This window comes from Xanthomonas sp. WHRI 1810A, from assembly GCF_040202885.1.
Taxonomy (GTDB): Bacteria; Pseudomonadota; Gammaproteobacteria; order Pseudomonadales; family Pseudomonadaceae; genus Aquipseudomonas.
This window is the reverse complement of record NZ_JBEGED010000012.1, coordinates 74,689-95,166: the sequence shown is the minus strand read 5'-3', so window position 1 is coordinate 95,166 and position 20,478 is coordinate 74,689. Positions and strand designations below refer to the sequence as shown.

The following is a 20,478-nucleotide window of genomic DNA, read 5'->3' as shown; positions in this document are numbered from 1 at the left end:
GAGCAGGTGACAGGGGCGAGCCGGATGAACCGTCCGGCGACATCGCCCCCTAGCCGCAGAATGTTCAAGACGGCTTGCCGACTGACATAGGATTTGAGTGACAACCCATGCCAAAACGTACAGACATTAAAAGTATCCTGATTCTCGGCGCCGGCCCCATCGTGATTGGCCAGGCCTGCGAATTCGACTACTCCGGCGCCCAGGCCTGCAAGGCTCTGCGCGAGGAGGGTTACCGCGTCATTCTGGTGAACTCCAACCCGGCAACGATCATGACCGACCCGGACATGGCCGATGCGACCTACATCGAACCGATCAAATGGCAGACCGTTGCCAAGATCATCGAGAAAGAACGCCCGGACGCACTGCTGCCGACCATGGGTGGCCAGACGGCGCTCAACTGCGCACTGGATCTGGAGCGCGAAGGCGTTCTGGAGAAGTTTGGCGTGGAAATGATCGGCGCCAACGCTGACACCATCGACAAAGCCGAAGACCGCTCGCGCTTCGACAAGGCGATGAAGTCCATCGGCCTTGATTGCCCGCGTTCCGGCATTGCCCACACGATGGAAGAAGCCAATACCGTGCTTGAGAAGCTTGGCTTCCCTTGCATCATCCGTCCATCGTTCACCATGGGCGGCACGGGCGGCGGTATCGCTTACAACCGTGAAGAATTCGAAGAAATCTGCACCCGCGGTCTGGACCTGTCGCCGACCAAAGAGCTGCTGATCGACGAATCGCTGATTGGCTGGAAAGAATATGAAATGGAAGTTGTCCGCGACAAAAAGGACAACTGCATCATCGTCTGCTCCATCGAAAACTTTGACCCGATGGGCGTCCACACCGGCGACTCCATCACGGTTGCGCCAGCGCAGACGCTGACCGACAAGGAATACCAGATCATGCGTAACGCCTCGTTGGCGGTACTGCGTGAGATCGGCGTTGAAACCGGCGGTTCGAACGTTCAGTTCGGCATTTGCCCGGACACTGGCCGCATGGTCGTGATCGAGATGAACCCGCGGGTATCGCGTTCGTCGGCACTGGCTTCCAAAGCGACCGGCTTCCCGATTGCTCGCGTTGCCGCCAAGCTGGCCATCGGTTACACCCTGGATGAACTGCAGAACGAAATCACCGGCGGCAAGACCCCGGCGTCCTTCGAGCCTTCCATCGACTACGTCGTGACCAAGCTGCCGCGCTTTGCCTTCGAGAAATTCCCGAAAGCAGACGCCCGCCTGACCACGCAAATGAAGTCGGTCGGCGAAGTCATGGCCATCGGCCGGACGTTCCAGGAGTCCTTGCAGAAAGCACTGCGCGGTCTGGAAGTCGGCGTAAGCGGTCTTGATCCGAAGCTGGATCTGAGCAATCCGGACAGCATGAGCGTCCTCAAGCGCGAGCTGACCGTGCCGGGCGCCGAGCGTATCTGGTACGTCGCTGACGCCTTCCGCGCTGGCATGACGGTCGAGCAGATCTTCAGCATGAACATGATCGACCCTTGGTTCCTGGTGCAGATCGAAGATCTGATCAAGGACGAGGAGAAGATCAAGACGATGGGCCTGTCGAGCATCGACCGCGACCTGATGTATCGCCTCAAGCGCAAGGGCTTTTCCGATTCGCGTCTGGCCAAGCTGCTGGGCGTCACTGAGAAGAACCTGCGCACGCATCGTCACAAGCTCGAAGTGTTCCCGGTCTACAAGCGCGTCGACACCTGCGCTGCCGAGTTCGCCACTGACACCGCGTACATGTACTCCACGTACGAAGAAGAGTGCGAAGCCAGCCCGACAACGCGCGACAAGATCATGATCCTGGGCGGCGGTCCAAACCGTATCGGTCAGGGCATCGAGTTCGACTACTGCTGTGTACACGCGGCTCTGGCCCTGCGTCAGGACGGGTACGAGACCATCATGGTCAATTGCAACCCTGAAACCGTTTCTACCGACTACGACACCTCTGATCGCCTGTACTTCGAGCCAGTGACCCTGGAAGACGTACTGGAAATCGTCCGTGTCGAGAAGCCTAAAGGCGTGATCGTCCAGTACGGCGGCCAGACTCCGCTGAAGCTGGCTCGCGCCCTGGAAGCCGCTGGCGTGCCGATCATCGGTACCAGCCCTGATGCCATCGACCGTGCCGAAGACCGTGAGCGTTTCCAGCAGATGGTCGAGCGCCTGAACCTGCGTCAGCCGCCTAACGCCACCGTGCGCAGCGAAGACGAAGCCATTCGCGCCGCGGCCAAGATCGGTTACCCGCTGGTGGTGCGCCCGTCCTATGTGTTGGGCGGTCGTGCGATGGAAATCGTTTACGAAGAGGACGAACTCAAGCGCTACCTGCGCGAAGCGGTTCAAGTGTCCAACGACAGCCCGGTGCTGCTGGACCACTTCCTCAACTGCGCCATCGAAATGGACGTGGATGCGGTGTGCGACGGCACCGACGTGGTGATCGGCGCCATCATGCAGCACATCGAGCAGGCGGGGGTTCACTCCGGTGACTCGGCCTGTTCGCTGCCGCCATACTCGCTGCCTGCGCATATCCAGGACGAGATGCGCGAGCAGGTCAAGAAGATGGCCCTCGAACTGGGCGTCGTCGGGCTGATGAACGTTCAGTTGGCGCTGCAGGGCGAAGACATCTACGTCATCGAAGTGAATCCGCGTGCATCGCGTACCGTACCGTTTGTTTCCAAGTGCATCGGTGTGTCTCTGGCGATGATCGCCGCCCGTGTAATGGCCGGTAAAACGCTGAAGGAAATCGGTTTCACCAAGGAAATCATCCCGAATTTCTATAGCGTGAAAGAAGCGGTCTTCCCGTTCGCCAAGTTCCCGGGTGTCGACCCGATCCTTGGCCCGGAGATGAAGTCCACCGGCGAAGTCATGGGCGTGGGCGACACGTTCGGCGAAGCGTTCGCCAAAGCCCAGATGGGCGCCAGCGAACTGTTGCCAACGGGCGGCACGGCATTCATCAGCGTGCGGGACGACGACAAGCCATTGGTGGCCGGCGTCGCGCGCGACCTGATCAGCCTGGGCTTTGAAATTGTTGCCACCGCCGGTACTGCACGCCTGATCGAAGCGGCTGGCCTGAAGGTCCGTCGCGTGAACAAGGTGACCGAGGGTCGCCCGCACGTGGTCGATATGATCAAGAACGACGAAGTCACGTTGATCATCAACACCACGGAAGGTCGGCAGTCGATTGCTGATTCCTACTCCATCCGCCGTAACGCCTTGCAGCACAAGATCTACTGCACCACCACCATTGCTGCGGGCGAGGCTATCTGTGAAGCGCTGAAATTCGGTCCTGAAAAAACCGTGCGTCGCTTGCAGGATCTACATGCAGGATTGAAGGCATGATCAAATACCCTATGACTCTCCAGGGCGCCAAAGCCCTGGAAGAAGAGCACGCTCATCTGACCAAAGTCGTCCGTCCGAAGCTGAGCCAGGACATCGGCACCGCCCGCGAGCTGGGCGACTTGAAAGAAAACGCCGAATACCATGCTGCCCGCGAGCAGCAGGGTATGGTCGAAGCGCGAATCCGTGATATCGAAGGCCGCATGCAGAATGCTCAGGTCATCGACGTCAGCGCGATTCCGCACACCGGCAAGGTGATTTTCGGCACGACAGTGGAGATTGCGAACGTCGAGACTGACGAGCGCGTGACTTACCAGATCGTGGGTGAGGATGAGGCTGACATCAAGCTTGGCAAGATTTCCGTTGGCTCACCGATTGCGCGTGCGCTGATTGCCAAGGAAGAAGGTGACGTCGTCGCGGTGAAAACCCCAGGCGGCGTGATTGAGTATGAGATCGTAGAAGTCCGCCACGTGTGATACGGGCGCCCGCCTTGCGCGGGTGCTACCTCGGGCTGCCAATCGGTAAGATTGGCGGCCCGATGTCGCGATGGGCCAAGCAGTTGTCAGGCGAACCGATGGACGTTGGACAGTTGCTTGTTTACCTTGGCGTTCTTGCGGTAGATGAGCGCCATTTTGCCGATTACCTGCACCAGATCGGCGTGGCCGGCCTTGCACAATTGTGCGATGGATTCCAGACGGCTTTCGCGATCGAGGATGTTGAGCTTGATCTTGATCAGCTCGTGATCGCCCAGTGCGCGTTCCAGTTCGGCCAACACACCTTCAGTCAGACCATTGTCAGCCACAGTCAACACCGGTTTCAGATGGTGGCCAATGGATTTGTATTGTTTCTTCTGCTCTTGAGTGAGCGGCATAATCTGACCCCTGCGTCTGATCTTGTAAAAAGCGGCGGCCAGTTTACCCGAGCGAGTCCGGGACCGCCCAGTTAATCGCGACTCGTCCCATTTTGAGGTGCTACGTGGCCCGTTCCAAAACCAGCCATAACTGGCTCAAAGAGCATTTCGACGACAAGTACGTCAAAATGGCGCAGAAGGACGGTTACCGTTCTCGCGCCAGCTACAAGCTGCTAGAGATTCAGGAAAAGGACAAAATCATCCGTCCCGGTATGACCGTTATCGACTTGGGTGCCGCGCCAGGCGGTTGGTCCCAAGTGACCAGTCGTCTGATTGGTGGGCAGGGAAGATTGATCGCTTCCGACATCCTGGAGATGGACAGCATCCCCGATGTGACCTTTATCCAAGGGGATTTCACCGAAGACGCGGTGCTCGCACAGATCCTGGAAGCCGTCGGTAATACGCAGGTAGACCTTGTGATTTCCGATATGGCCCCCAATATGAGTGGACTGAGCGCTGTCGACATGCCTCGTGCAATGTTTCTGTGCGAATTGGCACTCGACCTTGCCGGGCGTGTCTTACGGCCAGGTGGTGATTTTCTGATCAAGGTCTTCCAGGGTGAAGGCTTTGATGTGTACCACAAGGACATCCGCAAGTTGTTCGACAAGGTTCAGATGCGTAAACCGTTGTCCTCACGTGATCGTTCCCGCGAGCAGTATCTGCTGGGGCGTGGGTTCCGCGGTATCGAGGGTTCCGCCAGTATCGAACGTCTCGACGTACCGCTATAGCTTTTTTCAAATGGTTTTATTGATGAAGCGTATCCAAGATCGTGTAGTCAAAGGTTCACAAAGGGTTACAGACGTCGCCTGCCGCGTCTGTAGGATCTGTAGTAAGTTAGGCCGGTAAATATCATGCGAGGCAGGCTTCAGCCTGGGGCTTGCTTCAGAGGGTAGCTAATTGAACGATATGGCAAAGAATTTGATCCTGTGGTTGATCATCGCCGCTGTCCTTGTGACGGTGATGAACAACTTCTCCAGCCCGAACGAGCCGCAGACCCTCAACTACTCTGAGTTCATCCAGCAAGTGAAGGATGGCAAGGTCGAGAAGGTTGCCGTTGATGGCTACGTCATTACGGGTAAACGCAGCGACGGCGACGCCTTCAAGACCATTCGTCCCGCTATTCAGGACAACGGCCTGATCGGCGATCTTGTCGACAACAACGTCGTTATCGAAGGCAAGCAGCCTGAACAGCAGAGCATCTGGACTCAGCTGCTCGTCGCCAGCTTCCCGATCCTGGTGATCATCGCGGTCTTCATGTTCTTCATGCGCCAGATGCAAGGCGGTGCAGGCGGGAAGGGCGGACCGATGAGTTTCGGCAAGAGCAAGGCGCGCCTGCTGTCCGAAGATCAGGTCAAGACCACGCTGGCCGATGTCGCAGGTTGCGACGAAGCCAAGGAGGAAGTCGGCGAGCTCGTAGAATTCCTGCGCGATCCTGGCAAATTCCAGCGTCTGGGCGGTCGGATTCCTCGTGGCGTGTTGATGGTCGGCCCTCCGGGTACCGGTAAGACCTTGCTGGCAAAAGCCATCGCAGGGGAAGCCAAGGTTCCGTTCTTCACTATCTCCGGTTCTGACTTCGTTGAAATGTTTGTGGGTGTTGGTGCAAGCCGCGTCCGTGACATGTTCGAACAAGCCAAGAAACATGCACCTTGCATCATCTTCATCGACGAAATCGATGCTGTGGGTCGCCATCGTGGCGCCGGCATGGGTGGGGGTCATGATGAGCGTGAGCAGACTCTCAACCAGTTGCTGGTAGAGATGGACGGCTTTGAAATGAATGACGGCATCATCGTCATTGCCGCGACCAACCGTCCAGACGTCCTTGACCCGGCTTTGCTGCGTCCAGGTCGTTTCGACCGCCAGGTGGTTGTCGGCCTGCCGGACATTCGTGGTCGGGAGCAGATTCTCAAGGTTCACATGCGCAAAGTGCCGATGGGTGACGACGTTGCCCCGGCGGTGATCGCTCGTGGTACGCCAGGCTTCTCCGGTGCTGATCTGGCCAACCTCGTCAACGAAGCGTCTCTGTTCGCTGCCCGTACCGGCAAGCGCATTGTCGAGATGAAAGAGTTTGAGCTGGCCAAAGACAAAATCATGATGGGCGCCGAGCGCAAATCGATGGTGATGTCGGAAAAGGAAAAGCAGAACACTGCTTACCACGAGGCGGGGCATGCCATCGTTGGTCGTGTGGTGCCTGAGCACGATCCGGTCTACAAGGTTTCGATCATTCCCCGTGGTCGTGCGCTGGGTGTGACGATGTTCCTCCCCGAGGAAGATCGGTACAGCCTGTCCAAGCGTGCGCTGATCAGCCAGATCTGCTCGCTTTATGGCGGTCGTATCGCTGAGGAAATGACCCTTGGTTTTGACGGTGTCACTACCGGCGCCTCGAACGACATCATGCGGGCCAGTCAAATCGCCCGGAACATGGTGACCAAGTGGGGTCTTTCTGAAAAGCTCGGTCCGCTGATGTACTCCGAAGACGAAGACGGCGGTTACCTGGGCCGTGGCGGTGGTGGTCAGACGGCCAGTCTGTCTGGTGACACTGCCCGTTTGATCGACTCCGAAGTGCGCAGCATCATTGATCAGTGCTACGGCACCGCCAAGCAGATCCTGACGGACAATCGCGACAAGCTCGATGCGATGGCTGATGCGTTGATGAAGTACGAAACCATTGATGCCGAGCAGATCGACGACATCATGGCGGGTCGCGCACCGCGTGAGCCGCGTGACTGGGAAGGTGGTTCGGGTACCTCGGGTACGCCACCTGCGCCTGTCGGGCCTCGTCCGGAAACTCCGATTGGCGGCCCTGCTGCTGATCACTAGGGTTTGATATGACTTCTGCGCTGTACTCGACCCGGTTGCCTTGCGGCAACCGGGTTCTTGATTTAGCCCGTACGCACGTGATGGGCATCCTCAATGTCACTCCAGATTCGTTTTCCGATGGCGGGCGCTTTGCCCGGCAGGACGCGGCCTTGCGACATGCAGCGGCTATGGTCGCTGCAGGTGCAACGCTGATCGACGTCGGTGGAGAGTCCACTCGTCCCGGCGCTCATTCCGTTTCACCCCTTGAAGAGCTCGAACGCATCGGGCCGGTGGTCGAGGCGATTCATCGCGAACTCGACGTCATTGTCTCGGTAGACACCTCGACGCCAGCGGTCATTCGCGAGGCGGCCCGTCTGGGCGCAGGGCTGATCAACGACGTGCGGTCACTGAGGCGAGAGGGCGCTCTGGATGCTGCGCTTGCCACCGGGTTACCGGTCTGTCTGATGCACATGCGCGGCGAGCCAACCGATATGCAAAATGATCCCCACTATGTCGACGTAGTGGGGGAGGTCAGCACCTTCCTGAGCGATCGGATGGCTGAATGCATGGCTGCCGGCATTGATCGAGACAAGATCGTTCTTGATCCCGGATTTGGCTTTGCCAAGACAGTGGAACATAATCTGAGCCTATTCAAGCATATGGCAGCGCTCCATGCGTTGGGTCGCCCATTGCTGGTCGGAGTGTCGCGCAAAAGCATGATTGGCAAAGTGCTCGATCGTCCGGTGGATGAGCGCCTTTACGGAGGTCTTGCGCTGGCGGCTATGGCCACACTCCAGGGCGCGCGAATTCTGCGTGTGCATGATGTTGCTGAAACGGTCGATGTAGTGCGCATGCTTGCCGCTGTTGAATCGGCAAAATAAGAATGATGGAGCTTCAATGACTACCAAAAAATATTTCGGCACCGACGGCATTCGCGGTCGAGTCGGCCAGTTTCCCATTACCCCTGATTTCATGCTCAAGCTTGGCTGGGCGGCCGGGATGGCGTTTCGCAAAATGGGGGCTTGTCGGATCCTCGTGGGCAAAGACACGCGAATCTCTGGCTACATGTTTGAATCGGCGCTAGAAGCTGGCCTTTCCGCCGCCGGCGCCGATGTCATGCTGCTTGGTCCGATGCCAACGCCGGCGATCGCGTACCTGACCCGGACGTTCCATGCCGAGGCGGGCATCGTGATCAGCGCATCGCACAATCCGCACCATGACAACGGCATCAAGTTTTTCTCCGGTCAGGGCACCAAGCTGCCGGATGATATCGAGATGATGATTGAAGAGCTGCTTGATGCACCGATGACGGTTGCCGAGTCTGAAAAGCTGGGCAAGGTCTCGCGGATCAACGACGCCGCAGGCCGTTACATTGAATTCTGCAAAAGCAGCGTCCCGAGCAGCACCGACTTCGCAGGCCTGAAAATGGTCATCGACTGCGCGCATGGGGCGACTTATAAAGTAGCGCCAAACGTGTTTCGAGAGCTGGGTGCACAGGTCACTGTGTTGTCCGCCTCGCCCAACGGGCTCAACATCAACGACGACTGCGGTTCAACCCACATGGGCGCGCTGCAAGCTGCCGTGGTCGCCGAGAAGGCTGACCTGGGTATCGGCTTCGACGGCGACGGCGATCGAGTCCTGATGGTCGATCACACGGGCGCGATCGTCGATGGTGATGAGTTGCTGTTCATCATCGCCCGCGATTTGCACGAACGTGGCCGCTTGCAAGGCGGTGTCGTGGGTACCTTGATGAGTAATCTCGGGCTTGAGCTGGCGTTGGGCGAACTGAATATTCCGTTTGTTCGTGCCAACGTCGGCGACCGCTATGTCATCGCCGAGTTGTTGGAGCGTAACTGGCAGGTGGGCGGCGAGAACTCCGGACACATCGTCTGCTTCCAGCACACGACCACCGGAGACGCCATCATCGCTGCGCTGCAGGTCTTGCTGGCATTGCGGCGCAGTGGCGAAAGCCTTGCGCAGTCGCGGCAGGCATTGCGCAAATGTCCTCAGGTGCTGGTGAATGTTCGCTTCAATGGCGGGGGTGTTGATCCTCTGTCGCACCCGGCGATCAAGGAGGCGTGTGACCGGGTGACGGCAGCCATGGGTGGCCGCGGTCGCGTGCTCCTTCGTAAGTCGGGGACTGAGCCTCTGGTGCGGGTGATGGTCGAAGGCGAGGATCAGGCTCAAGTCGGCGGTTACGCGGATGAGTTGGCAAAACTGGTTACTGAAATTTGCGCCTGAATTCGGCTTGCCAGTGTTGAAACTGTTGGGTAACATCTGCGCCCACTTTGACCGACGAGGTACAGCATGCGTCGCCCTATGGTAGCTGGTAACTGGAAAATGCACGGTACCCGCGCCAGCGTCGCTGAGCTGATCGAGGGTCTCGGTAATCTGTCCCTCCCTGGCGACGTTGATATTGCGGTGTTTCCGTCGAATCTGCATGTCGAGCAAGTGGTCGGCGGATTGCACAGCAAAGCAATTCTTGTCGGTGCGCAAAACTGCGCCCACGAAGCAGGGCAGGGTGCGTTAACGGGCGAAGTCTCGGCAACTCAGCTGGCCGATGCAGGTTGCAAGTTCGTGCTGGTAGGGCATTCCGAGCGTCGCCAGATAATGGGTGAGCGCAATGAGGTGCTCAATCGCAAGTTCGCTGCCGCTCAAGCGAGTGGTCTGACTCCAGTGCTTTGTATTGGTGAGACCCTCGAAGAGCGCGAAGCGGGCAGGACCTTGGTGGTTGTCGGGCAACAGCTTGACAGCATCATTGAAGAGCTCGGTATTGATGCGCTCGTCAATGCGGTGATTGCTTACGAGCCGGTCTGGGCAATCGGAACGGGGCTGACTGCATCGCCCCAGCAGGCCCAGGATGTGCACGCAGCTATTCGTGCGCAGCTCGCAAAAGAGAATGCTGAGGTCGCACAAGGCGTGCGACTTCTTTATGGCGGCAGCGTGAAGGCGGCCAATGCGGCTGAACTGTTCGGCATGCCGGATATCGATGGGGGGCTCATTGGTGGTGCCTCCCTGAATGCAGATGAGTTCGGTGCGATCATTCGCGCCGCGGGAAACTGAAAAAATGCTGGAAACAGTCGTAGTCGTTTTTCATCTGATGGGTGCTTTGGGCGTAGTCGCTCTGGTATTGATGCAGCAGGGTAAAGGTGCGGATGCAGGTGCGTCTTTCGGAGCCGGTGCGTCAAATACTGTGTTCGGCGGACAAGGTTCTTCTACCTTTCTCAGTAAACTTACTGCTATACTCGCGGCCTGTTTCTTCATAACCAGCTTGGGGTTAGGTTACTTTGCTAAAGAGAAAGCTCACCAGCTGACTCAAGTAGGTTTGCCAGATCCAGCGGTATTGGAAGTGAAGCAAAAGCCGGCTGCAGATGATGTTCCGGTTCTGGAAGCGCAGCAGAAACCAGCGGTTGTTCCAGCTGATGTTCCTCAGGCTCCTCAGAAGTAACACAGGATTCGCAGCTGATATTGGAGCTGCAAAAGAGTTGTAATGCCGAGGTGGTGGAATTGGTAGACACGCAACCTTGAGGTGGTTGTGCCCATAGGGTGTAGGGGTTCGAGTCCCCTTCTCGGTACCAATTAACAAGGCAGCCCGCAGATGCGGGCTTTCTTGTAGGTGGATGTTGGATTGATTCTTCAGGGGATCAGTCGTATACTTCCGCCCCAGCTTTGTCGCGGGGTGGAGCAGTCTGGTAGCTCGTCGGGCTCATAACCCGAAGGTCGTTGGTTCAAATCCAGCCCCCGCAACCAGTTTTAGCGGAGCCCCTTTTTAGGGGCTTTTTGTTAGCTGGACACTTTACTACGCCGCTGTTCGACGGCGTTTTCATGGATGGGCGCTTTGCCCATTTTTTTATTTGCACAGCATGCACGAGGGGGTTCAGGTGTCGAGCAAGCTAGAACAGTTGCAGGCCTTGTTGGTCCCGGTGGTCGAAGGTCTTGGCTATCAATGTTGGGGGATCGAATACGTCTCCCAGGGCCGACATTCACTGCTGCGTATTTTTATCGATAAAGAAGACGGCGTTCTGGTTGAAGACTGCGCAATTGTCAGTCGCCAGCTCAGCGGCATTCTGGATGTCGAAGATCCTATCAGCGCTGAATACACGCTTGAGGTTTCTTCTCCTGGCATGGATCGCCCACTGTTCACCATCGAACAGTTTGCCTTGCACGCCGGGGCACAAGTGAAGATAAAGCTGCGCTCGCCCTTTGATGGCCGACGTAACTTTCAGGGTCTTCTCCGCGGGGTGGAGGAGCAGGATGTCGTGGTGCAAGTTGAGGACCACGAGTACCTGTTGCCGATCGATCAGATCGACAAAGCCAACATTATTCCCACGTTTGACTGAGACGCGGATCCCGCGGATCCAATGGCTTGCGAAAGGCGAGGCGTACGATGAGCAAAGAAGTACTGCTGGTTGTTGAGTCGGTATCCAATGAAAAAGGCGTACCGGCGAGTGTGATTTTCGAAGCGCTGGAGTTGGCTCTTGCCACTGCTACCAAGAAACGTTTTGAAGACGAAGTTGAACTGCGTGTGGAGATCAATCGCCAGACCGGTAACTACGAAACATTCCGTCGTTGGACGGTCGTCGAAGATGAAGATCTTGATGATCCCGCGTACGAGTTGGCTGTTGATCAGGCCCAGGAGAAAAAACCTGGCGCGGTCGCAGGCGATCTGATTGAAGAAAAAATCGACTCCATCGAATTTGGCCGCATCGCCGCACAGACCGCTAAACAGGTCATCGTGCAGAAAGTTCGCGAAGCCGAGCGCGCTCAGGTTGTCGATGCTTACCGCGAACGTGTCAACGAAATCATTTCGGGCACTGTTAAGAAAGTTACACGTGACAATGTCATCGTCGATCTGGGCAACAACGCCGAGGCGCTGCTGGCCCGCGAGGACATTATTTCGCGCGAAACTTTCCGTGTTGGTGTGCGCGTCCGTGCATTGCTAAAAGAAATTCGTACTGAAAACCGTGGCCCTCAGTTGATCCTGTCGCGTACTGCGCCTGAGATGCTGATCGAGCTTTTCCGGATTGAAGTTCCAGAAATCGCCGAAGGTCTCATTGAGGTGATGGCTGCCTCTCGGGATCCGGGTTCGCGTGCAAAAATCGCCGTCCGCTCCAAGGATAAGCGCATCGATCCGCAGGGCGCTTGTATCGGCATGCGCGGTTCGCGTGTCCAGGCTGTTTCCGGCGAGTTGGGCGGTGAGCGTGTAGACATTGTGCTGTGGGACGACAATCCTGCGCAGTTTGTGATTAACGCAATGTCGCCGGCTGAAGTCGCGGCGATCATTGTTGATGAAGATGCCCATGCCATGGACATCGCTGTAGGCGCAGACAACCTGGCCCAGGCGATTGGCCGTGGTGGTCAGAACGTGCGGTTGGCCAGTCAGTTGACGGGCTGGACGTTGAACGTGATGACCGAATCGGACATCCAGGCAAAGCAACAGGCAGAAACCGGTGACATCCTGCGCAATTTCATCGACGAGCTGGAAGTCGACGAAGATCTGGCGCAGGTACTGGTTGATGAAGGTTTCACCAGTCTGGAAGAAATTGCCTACGTACCCGTGGAAGAGATGCTCAACATCGACGGCTTTGACGAAGATACCGTCAACGAGCTTCGCGCTCGGGCCAAGGATCGTTTGTTGACCAAAGCCATTGCTACAGAGGAAAAGCTGGCAGACGCCCATCCGGCCGAAGACCTGCTCTCGCTTGAGGGTATGGACAAGGATTTGGCGATGGAACTGGCGGTGCGCGGCGTAGTTACCCGCGAAGACCTGGCCGAGCAGTCTATTGACGACCTGCTCGACATCGACGGCATTGACGATGATCGTGCCGGCAAGTTGATCATGGCCGCCCGAGCCCACTGGTTCGAGTAATTAGGCGCGGCCTGAGGAGAGAAGTGCATGACGCAAGTCACGGTGAAACAACTGGCCGATGAGGTCAAAACACCGGTAGAGCGCCTGTTGCAGCAGATGCGTGAGGCAGGTCTGCCGCACACCGCCGCCGAGCAAGATGTGACTGATATTGAGAAACAAGCCCTTTTGACTCATTTGAAAAGCGGTCACAAGGCGAAAGTGGAAGAACCGCGCAAGATCACCTTGCAGCGCAAAACCACTAGCACACTGCGTGTTGCTGGCAGCAAGAGCATCAGTGTTGAAGTTCGTAAAAAGAAAGTGTTCGTACAGCGCAGCCCGGAAGAAATCGAAGCCGAGCGCAAGCGTGAGATGGACGAACGCCGTGCTGTAGAAAACGCTGCACGTCAAAAGGCTGAAGAAGAAGCCCGTGCCCGCGCCGAAGAAGAAGCGCGTCGCCAGCCTGCTGGTGCTCAGCCGTCTTCTGATGCTGCTGCCGCTGTTGCCGCACCTGCGCCGGAGCCGACGCCTGTCGCCCCTGCTGCGCCTGTGCGCGAAACGCCTGCTGCAGCACCGACGCCGACGCTTGATGTACGCAAGCGCGAAGAACAACGTCGCCCGGACAAGCCTCGTGCCGATGACAACAGTCGTCGTGGCGGCGGTGGTGATGGCGAGCGTAAAAACGCTCCACATCGTGCGTCCGTTAAAGAGAAGGCGCCTACGCCGCGCGTTGCTCCACGTACCACCGATGAAGAAAGCGACGGCTTCCGTCGTGGCGGTCGTGGCAAGGCCAAGCTGAAAAAGCGCAACGCTCATGGTTTCCAGAGCCCAACCGGCCCTGTCGTGCGCGAAGTGAAGATCGGCGAGACCATCACTGTTGGCGATCTTGCCCAGCAGATGTCGGTCAAGGCCGCTGAAATCATCAAGTTCATGTTCAAGCTGGGTACGCCCGCCACCATCAACCAGGTACTGGATCAGGAAACTGCCCAACTGGTCGCCGAAGAGCTGGGCCACAAAGTGACCCTGGTCAGCGACACCGCGTTGGAAGATTCCCTGGCCGAGTCCCTGAAGTTTGAAGGTGAGACGTTCTCCCGTGCTCCAGTCGTGACCGTCATGGGCCACGTTGACCACGGTAAGACGTCGCTGCTCGACTACATTCGTCGTGCCAAGGTTGCTGCGGGCGAAGCCGGCGGCATCACCCAGCACATCGGTGCTTACCACGTTGAAACCGAGCGTGGCATGGTCACCTTCCTCGATACCCCGGGTCACGCTGCGTTTACCGCAATGCGCGCTCGCGGTGCCAAGGCTACCGACATCGTGATCCTCGTCGTTGCTGCTGACGACGGTGTAATGCCGCAGACCATCGAAGCCGTGCAACACGCCAAGGCTGCCGGTGTTCCGCTGGTTGTTGCAGTGAACAAGATCGACAAGCCGGGCGCTGACCTTGATCGCATCCGCAGTGAACTCTCTGTTCACGGCGTGACGTCCGAAGAGTGGGGCGGTGATACGCCTTTCGTTTCGGTCTCCGCGAAAATGGGTACTGGCGTTGACGCGTTGCTCGAAGCTGTTCTGTTGCAGGCTGAAGTCCTGGAACTGACTGCAACACCGTCGGCCCCAGGTCGTGGTGTCGTGGTTGAATCGCGCCTTGATAAAGGCCGCGGTCCGGTTGCCACTGTTCTGGTTCAGGACGGTACGCTGCGTCAGGGCGACATGGTCCTGGTCGGATCGAACTATGGCCGTGTTCGCGCCATGCTCGACGAGAACGGCAAGCCTATCAAGGAAGCCGGTCCTTCCATTCCTGTCGAGATCCTCGGCCTGGACGGTACGCCGGACGCTGGCGACGAGATGAGCGTGGTTGCCGACGAGAAGAAGGCCCGTGAAGTGGCTCTGTTCCGTCAAGGCAAGTTCCGCGAAGTCAAACTGGCCCGTGCTCACGCCGGCAAGCTTGAAAACATCTTCGAGAACATGGGTCAGGAAGAGAAGAAGACGCTCAACATCGTCCTCAAATCCGATGTCCGTGGTTCGCTGGAAGCGCTGAACGGCGCCTTGAACGGCCTGGGTAACGACGAAGTGCAAGTGCGCGTCGTCGGCGGCGGTGTCGGTGGTATCACCGAAAGCGACGCCAACCTGGCACTGGCTTCGAACGCTGTACTGTTCGGCTTCAACGTGCGTGCCGATGCTGGCGCTCGCAAGATCGTCGAGCAGGAAGGTCTGGATATGCGTTACTACAACGTGATCTACGACATCATCGAAGACGTCAAGAAAGCCCTTACCGGTATGCTTGGCAGCGACGTCCGGGAGAATATCCTGGGTATCGCCGAAGTCCGCGACGTGTTCCGTTCGCCGAAGTTTGGTGCGATTGCAGGTTGCATGGTTATCGAAGGCGTTGTCTTCCGTAACCGTCCAATCCGTGTACTGCGTGAAGACATCGTTATCTTCGAAGGCGAGCTGGAATCCCTGCGCCGCTTCAAGGATGACGCTTCCGAAGTACGTGCCGGCATGGAATGCGGTATCGGCGTCAAGAGCTACAACGACGTCAAGGTCGGTGACAAGATCGAAGTCTTCGAGAAGGTCCAAGTGGCTCGCAGCCTCTAATTTGCGAGCTTGAGGAGCCGTGGCAAGCGTGGCAGGCAAATGCTCATACGCTTTCGTCACGAGCTCTAAACGCAACGCCCGGTCCGGCTTCTGCCAGGCCGGGCGTTTGCCGCTTTCAGACCGCATGGCTTTTGCCATGGGTCAGTGACAGGTAACAAGACATGGCAAAAGAATACAGCCGTACCCAACGTATCGGCGATCAGATGCAGCGTGAGCTGGCACAGCTTATCCGTCGTGAAATCAAGGATCCGCGCGTCGGCCTGGTCACCATCACAGCCGTTGATGTCAGCCGCGATGTGGGCCACGCCAAGATTTTCATGACGGTGATGGGTCAGGACAGTGCAGAAGAAATTGCGCAAACCATCAAGGTGCTGAACGCCGCTGCAGGCTTCTTGCGCATGCAACTGGCCCGTGAAATGAAACTGCGCAGCGTCCCTCAGTTGCACTTCCACTACGACGAGAGCGTCGTGCGTGGCGCGCATCTGTCCGCGTTGATCGAGCGTGCGGTAGCCGAAGATGGTCAGCACCCGCAAGGCGAAAAGCCAGACAGTTCCGAGGAGTAAGGCGTGGCTCAGGTCAAGCGTATTCGCCGGAACGTCAGCGGGATCATCCTGCTGGACAAGCCGCTGGGTTTTACTTCCAACGCAGCCCTGCAAAAGGTTCGTTGGTTGCTCAATGCGGAAAAGGCCGGTCACACCGGTAGCCTGGATCCTCTGGCCACCGGCGTACTGCCGTTGTGCTTTGGTGAGGCCACAAAGTTTTCCCAGTATTTGCTCGATTCGGACAAGGGTTATGAAACCCTTATGCAGTTGGGCAAGACGACCACCACCGCAGACGCCGAAGGCGAAGTTTTGCAAACGCGTCCGGTAACCGTTGGTCGTGCCGAAATCGAAGCGGCATTGCCTGCTTTTCGCGGAAAAATCAGTCAGATACCGCCGATGTACTCCGCGCTCAAGCGTGATGGCCAGCCGTTGTACAAGCTGGCGCGTGCGGGGGAAGTGGTGGAGCGCGAGGCGCGTTCTGTTACTATTGCGCGCCTGGAATTGCTGGCGTGTGAAGGTGAAACCGCACGTCTGGCGGTTGACTGCACCAAGGGTACGTATATTCGCACCCTGGTCGAAGATATCGGCGAGCAACTGGGTTGTGGCGCCTATGTCGCGCAGTTGCGTCGGACCCAGGCAGGGCCTTTCGATCTTTCCCAGACCGTAACGCTGGAAGAGCTGGAGGCGGTTCATGCCGAAGGCGGCAATGAGGCGGTTGATCGTTTCCTGATGCCATCGGACAGTGGGTTATTGCACTGGCCGCTGCTACAGTTTTCAGAGCACAGCTCGTTCTACTGGTTGCACGGTCAACCAGTCAGGGCACCGGACGCGCCGCAGTCAGGCATGGTTCGGGTGCAGGATCATGAAGGACGCTTCATCGGGATCGGTGAAGTGAGTGAAGACGGGCGAATCGCGCCGCGTCGACTGATTCGGTCAGAATGACCGAACCCGCGGAGGCAGGGTTTCCTGCTTCGGTGGTAATGAGGGTGGCTGTTAACAGGCACGGTTATCCCTCACTTTTTAATACGAGAGTCTGCTCTCGGCCTGTTGAAATCGTTTTTCTGAAACGGTTTCCTGATAAAAGGATTGCCCACATGGCACTCAGCGTTGAAGAAAAAGCTCAGATCGTAACCGACTACCAGCAAGCTGTTGGTGATACTGGTTCGCCAGAAGTGCAAGTTGCACTGCTGACCGCCAACATCAACAAACTGCAAGGCCACTTCAAGATCAACGGTAAAGATCACCACTCCCGTCGTGGTCTGATCCGTATGGTAAACCAGCGTCGCAAGCTGCTGGATTACCTGAAGGGTAAAGAAATCAGTCGTTACAGCGCTCTGATCGCGCGTCTGGGTCTGCGTCGCTAATAACGATGTGGCTAGAGGTTGGTTGTCTGTCGCGGGCTTTCCGGTTGTTTCGGGAAGCGGGGCAGGCTTCCAGCCTCAAGTTTTATCTGGACTGCCGACGGGTCCGATTCCCGCCGCTGCCCAAGAATTCGCAAGAAACCAGTTCCCCCAAGAGCCACAAAGAAGGTAGGAAACCGTGAACCCGGTAATCAAGAAGTTTCAATTCGGTCAATCGACCGTAACCCTCGAGACAGGCCGCATTGCCCGTCAAGCTTCTGGTGCAGTATTGGTCACCGTTGACGACGACGTCACCGTTCTCGTGACTGTGGTCGGCGCCAAGCATGCAGACGCCAGCAAAGGCTTCTTCCCCCTTTCCGTGCACTACCAAGAAAAAACCTACGCCGCAGGCAAGATTCCCGGCGGTTTCTTCAAGCGTGAAGGCCGTCCTTCCGAAAAAGAAACCCTGACCTCGCGTTTGATCGATCGCCCGATCCGCCCTCTCTTCCCTGAAGGTTTCATGAACGAAGTGCAGGTTGTCTGCACCGTCGTTTCCACCAGCAAAAAGACCGATCCGGACATCGCTGCGATGATCGGTACTTCGGCTGCGCTGGCCATTTCCGGCATCCCGTTCGACGGTCCCATCGGCGCCGCGCGCGTTGCTTTCCACGAAAGCACCGGCTACCTGCTGAACCCGACTTACGAACAACAGAAAGCCTCGAGCCTGGACATGGTCGTTGCCGGTACGTCGGAAGCGGTATTGATGGTTGAATCGGAAGCCAAAGAGCTGACCGAAGACCAGATGCTGGGCGCGGTATTGTTCGCCCACGACGAATTCCAGTCGGTCATCAAGGCCGTGACAGAGCTGGCTGCCGAAGCGGCCAAGCCTACCTGGGCATGGGCGCCGAAGCCTGAAGCGACCGACCTGCTGGCTGCTATCCGTTCCGAGTTCGGCGACGCGATCTCCCAGGCTTACACCATCACCGTCAAGGCAGACCGCTACGCACGTCTGGGCGAGCTGAAAGACCAGATCGTTGCCAAACTCGCCGTTGAAGAAGGCAGCCCGTCTGCCAGCGAAGTCAAAGCAGCGTTCGGTGAAATCGAATACCGCACCGTTCGCGAAAACATCGTTAACGGCAAGCCACGCATCGACGGTCGCGACACCAAGACCGTGCGTCCGCTGAACATCGAAGTCGGCGTTCTGCCGAAGACTCACGGTTCGGCACTGTTCACCCGTGGTGAAACGCAGGCGCTGGTGGTTGCTACCCTGGGTACCGCGCGTGACGCACAGTTGCTCGACACCCTGGAAGGCGAACGCAAAGACCCGTTCATGCTGCACTACAACTTCCCTCCGTTCTCGGTAGGCGAGTGTGGTCGCATGGGCGGCGCAGGTCGTCGTGAAATCGGTCACGGCCGTCTGGCTCGTCGTTCCATCCAGGCGATGCTGCCTGCTGCTGACGTGTTCCCGTACACCATCCGTGTCGTGTCGGAAATCACCGAGTCCAACGGTTCCAGCTCCATGGCTTCGGTCTGTGGCGCATCCCTGGCACTGATGGACGCTGGTGTTCCAATGAAGGCACCGGTTGCCGGTATCGCCATGGGTCTGGTTAAAGAGGGCGAAAAGTTCGCCATCCTGACCGACATCCTGGGCGACGAAGACCACTTGGGCGACATGGACTTCAAAGTAGCCGGTACCGCCAAGGGCGTGACTGCGTTGCAGATGGACATCAAGATCAAGGGCATCACCGAAGAGATCATGGAAATCGCTCTGGGCCAGGCCCTGGAAGCGCGCCTGAACATCCTCGGCCAGATGAACCAGATCATTGGCACGTCGCGTACCGAGCTGTCGGAAAACGCGCCGACCATGATCGCGATGAAGATCGACACCGACAAAATCCGTGATGTCATCGGTAAAGGCGGCGCGACCATCCGTGCGATCTGTGAAGAGACGAAAGCCTCGATCGACATCGAAGACGATGGCTCGATCAAGATCTTCGGCGAGACCAAGGAAGCCGCTGAAGCTGCACGTCAGCGCGTTCTGGGTATCACGGCTGAAGCGGAGATCGGCAAGATCTACGTCGGCAAGGTTGAGCGCATCGTCGACTTCGGCGCATTCGTCAACATCCTGCCGGGCAAAGACGGTCTGGTTCACATCTCCATGCTGAGCGACGCTCGGGTTGAGAAAGTGACTGACGTCCTGCAAGAAGGTCAGGAAGTCGAAGTACTGGTACTGGACGTGGACAACCGCGGCCGTATCAAGCTGTCGATCAAAGACGTAGCAGCAGCGAAGGCGTCGGGCGTTTAATCACCCCGTCAACGTTCGTTTGAAAAGAAGGACCCTTCGGGGTCCTTTTTTTATGTGTGAATTTAAAGGGTTAGCGCCCACCCCTCATGGGTTTCCATCGGTCAGAACATGCATCTTGCAATTGGAACTTTGGATAAACGGGCAATCTGCACGATCCTTCCAAATCGTTGAATTCATAACTAACTGAATTATATGATTTTTATGGGTAATGCGGCTTTGGCACAGCGCTTGCGATATATCCAGTAACCCTGCAGTTAAAGCTCGCTGCAGATTTTGAGAAAAACAGGAGTTACTCGTATGAAGAAGTTCGCTATTGCTGCCGCTACCGCCACTGCTCTGACTCTGACCATGGCCAACGTCGCCATGGCCGAGACCTCTACCAAAGCGCCGATGGTTGTAGCTGCTAACGAAGTTGCCAAGACCAAAGAAGCTACTTCCGACACTTGGATCACCACCAAGGTCAAATCCGATCTGCTGACTGAGAAAGGTATTCCTGGCTCCGACATCAAGGTAGAGACCAACAAAGGTGTGGTTTCCCTGTCGTCGACTGTAGCCATCACTGACGCTCAGAAGACCACAGCTGTTGCGATCACCAAGAAGATCAAAGGCGTTAAAGCTGTTTCGGCTGACGGCCTGAAAGCTGAGTAATCAGTACAGGATTGAATGACCATGGAAAACGAGCAGTCGACGGCCATGGAGGTCGCTGACTGATCGATTAAAGGTTCATGCGAAAGGCCACAAGGATGTGGCCATTACAGGCCCCGGCGTTTACGTCGGGGCCTGTTCTATTGTGGGTCCGAAATATTGTAGGAGCGCGCT

The 20,478-nt window shown here is 57.3% G+C and carries 17 protein-coding genes and 2 tRNA genes; 18 read left to right on the top strand and 1 reads right to left on the bottom strand.

Annotated elements, in window-relative coordinates; genetic code table 11:
* Positions 1-107: 107 nt before the first annotated feature.
* Both carB and greA read left to right on the top strand, forming a co-directional pair.
* The gene (gene carB / locus ABQX22_RS18035; RefSeq protein ID WP_349801229.1) at positions 108-3,329 is read left to right on the top strand and encodes a carbamoyl-phosphate synthase large subunit; all 3,222 of its coding nucleotides are present in this window, start codon (positions 108-110) and stop codon (positions 3,327-3,329) included.
* Positions 3,329-3,802: a transcription elongation factor GreA gene (gene greA / locus ABQX22_RS18030; protein ID WP_441005310.1), complete on the top strand. Its 474-nt coding sequence runs from the start codon at positions 3,329-3,331 to the stop codon at positions 3,800-3,802. Before carB ends, greA begins: the two co-directional genes overlap by 1 nt.
* A gap of 86 nt (positions 3,803-3,888) precedes the next feature.
* On the opposite strand, the gene ABQX22_RS18025 is transcribed toward greA, so the two are convergent.
* Entirely contained in the window at positions 3,889-4,197 is a 309-nt protein-coding gene (locus ABQX22_RS18025) for a YhbY family RNA-binding protein (protein ID WP_349801227.1), read from the bottom strand.
* A 104-nt stretch (positions 4,198-4,301) separates the two neighbouring features.
* Between ABQX22_RS18025 and rlmE the strand changes: the two genes are divergently transcribed.
* From rlmE to ABQX22_RS17945, 16 genes are all read left to right on the top strand, one after another.
* Complete coding sequence (gene rlmE, locus ABQX22_RS18020) at positions 4,302-4,964, top strand: 23S rRNA (uridine(2552)-2'-O)-methyltransferase RlmE (protein ID WP_349801226.1); 663 nt, start codon at positions 4,302-4,304, stop codon at positions 4,962-4,964.
* A 169-nt stretch (positions 4,965-5,133) separates the two neighbouring features.
* On the top strand, positions 5,134-7,053 hold the full coding sequence (gene ftsH / locus ABQX22_RS18015) for an ATP-dependent zinc metalloprotease FtsH (RefSeq protein WP_441005307.1): 1,920 nt from the start codon (positions 5,134-5,136) through the stop codon (positions 7,051-7,053).
* Between the two features lie 8 nt (positions 7,054-7,061).
* Positions 7,062-7,913: a dihydropteroate synthase gene (gene folP / locus ABQX22_RS18010; protein ID WP_349801224.1), complete on the top strand. Its 852-nt coding sequence runs from the start codon at positions 7,062-7,064 to the stop codon at positions 7,911-7,913.
* 16 nt (positions 7,914-7,929) lie between these two features.
* Positions 7,930-9,273, top strand: a complete 1,344-nt coding sequence (gene glmM / locus ABQX22_RS18005; protein WP_349801223.1) for a phosphoglucosamine mutase — start codon at positions 7,930-7,932, stop codon at positions 9,271-9,273.
* A gap of 66 nt (positions 9,274-9,339) precedes the next feature.
* The gene (tpiA, locus tag ABQX22_RS18000) at positions 9,340-10,095 is read left to right on the top strand and encodes a triose-phosphate isomerase (protein WP_349801222.1); all 756 of its coding nucleotides are present in this window, start codon (positions 9,340-9,342) and stop codon (positions 10,093-10,095) included.
* Positions 10,096-10,099: 4 nt separating this feature from the next.
* On the top strand, positions 10,100-10,480 hold the full coding sequence (gene secG / locus ABQX22_RS17995; RefSeq protein WP_349801221.1) for a preprotein translocase subunit SecG: 381 nt from the start codon (positions 10,100-10,102) through the stop codon (positions 10,478-10,480).
* Between the two features lie 44 nt (positions 10,481-10,524).
* Positions 10,525-10,610 (top strand) — tRNA-Leu (locus ABQX22_RS17990).
* A gap of 95 nt (positions 10,611-10,705) precedes the next feature.
* Positions 10,706-10,782: transfer RNA gene (locus tag ABQX22_RS17985), tRNA-Met, on the top strand.
* A gap of 131 nt (positions 10,783-10,913) precedes the next feature.
* Positions 10,914-11,372, top strand: a complete 459-nt coding sequence (gene rimP / locus ABQX22_RS17980) for a ribosome maturation factor RimP (RefSeq protein WP_349801220.1) — start codon at positions 10,914-10,916, stop codon at positions 11,370-11,372.
* A 47-nt stretch (positions 11,373-11,419) separates the two neighbouring features.
* Complete coding sequence (gene nusA / locus ABQX22_RS17975) at positions 11,420-12,901, top strand: transcription termination factor NusA (protein ID WP_349801219.1); 1,482 nt, start codon at positions 11,420-11,422, stop codon at positions 12,899-12,901.
* A gap of 27 nt (positions 12,902-12,928) precedes the next feature.
* Positions 12,929-15,472 carry a translation initiation factor IF-2 gene (infB, locus tag ABQX22_RS17970; RefSeq protein ID WP_349801218.1) on the top strand — a complete coding sequence of 848 codons (2,544 nt, stop codon included), beginning with the start codon at positions 12,929-12,931 and terminating at the stop codon, positions 15,470-15,472.
* 161 nt (positions 15,473-15,633) lie between these two features.
* Complete coding sequence (rbfA, locus tag ABQX22_RS17965) at positions 15,634-16,035, top strand: 30S ribosome-binding factor RbfA (protein ID WP_349801217.1); 402 nt, start codon at positions 15,634-15,636, stop codon at positions 16,033-16,035.
* A gap of 3 nt (positions 16,036-16,038) precedes the next feature.
* Positions 16,039-16,956, top strand: coding sequence for a tRNA pseudouridine(55) synthase TruB (gene truB / locus ABQX22_RS17960; RefSeq protein WP_349801216.1), 918 nt, complete (start codon positions 16,039-16,041; stop codon positions 16,954-16,956).
* Positions 16,957-17,108: 152 nt separating this feature from the next.
* Positions 17,109-17,378, top strand: a complete 270-nt coding sequence (gene rpsO / locus ABQX22_RS17955; protein ID WP_349801215.1) for a 30S ribosomal protein S15 — start codon at positions 17,109-17,111, stop codon at positions 17,376-17,378.
* Between the two features lie 175 nt (positions 17,379-17,553).
* Entirely contained in the window at positions 17,554-19,659 is a 2,106-nt protein-coding gene (pnp, locus tag ABQX22_RS17950) for a polyribonucleotide nucleotidyltransferase (RefSeq protein WP_349801214.1), read from the top strand.
* A gap of 297 nt (positions 19,660-19,956) precedes the next feature.
* A complete protein-coding gene (locus ABQX22_RS17945) occupies positions 19,957-20,307 on the top strand; it encodes a BON domain-containing protein (RefSeq protein ID WP_349801213.1) in 351 nt (116 codons plus the stop codon).
* Positions 20,308-20,478 lie beyond the last annotated feature (171 nt).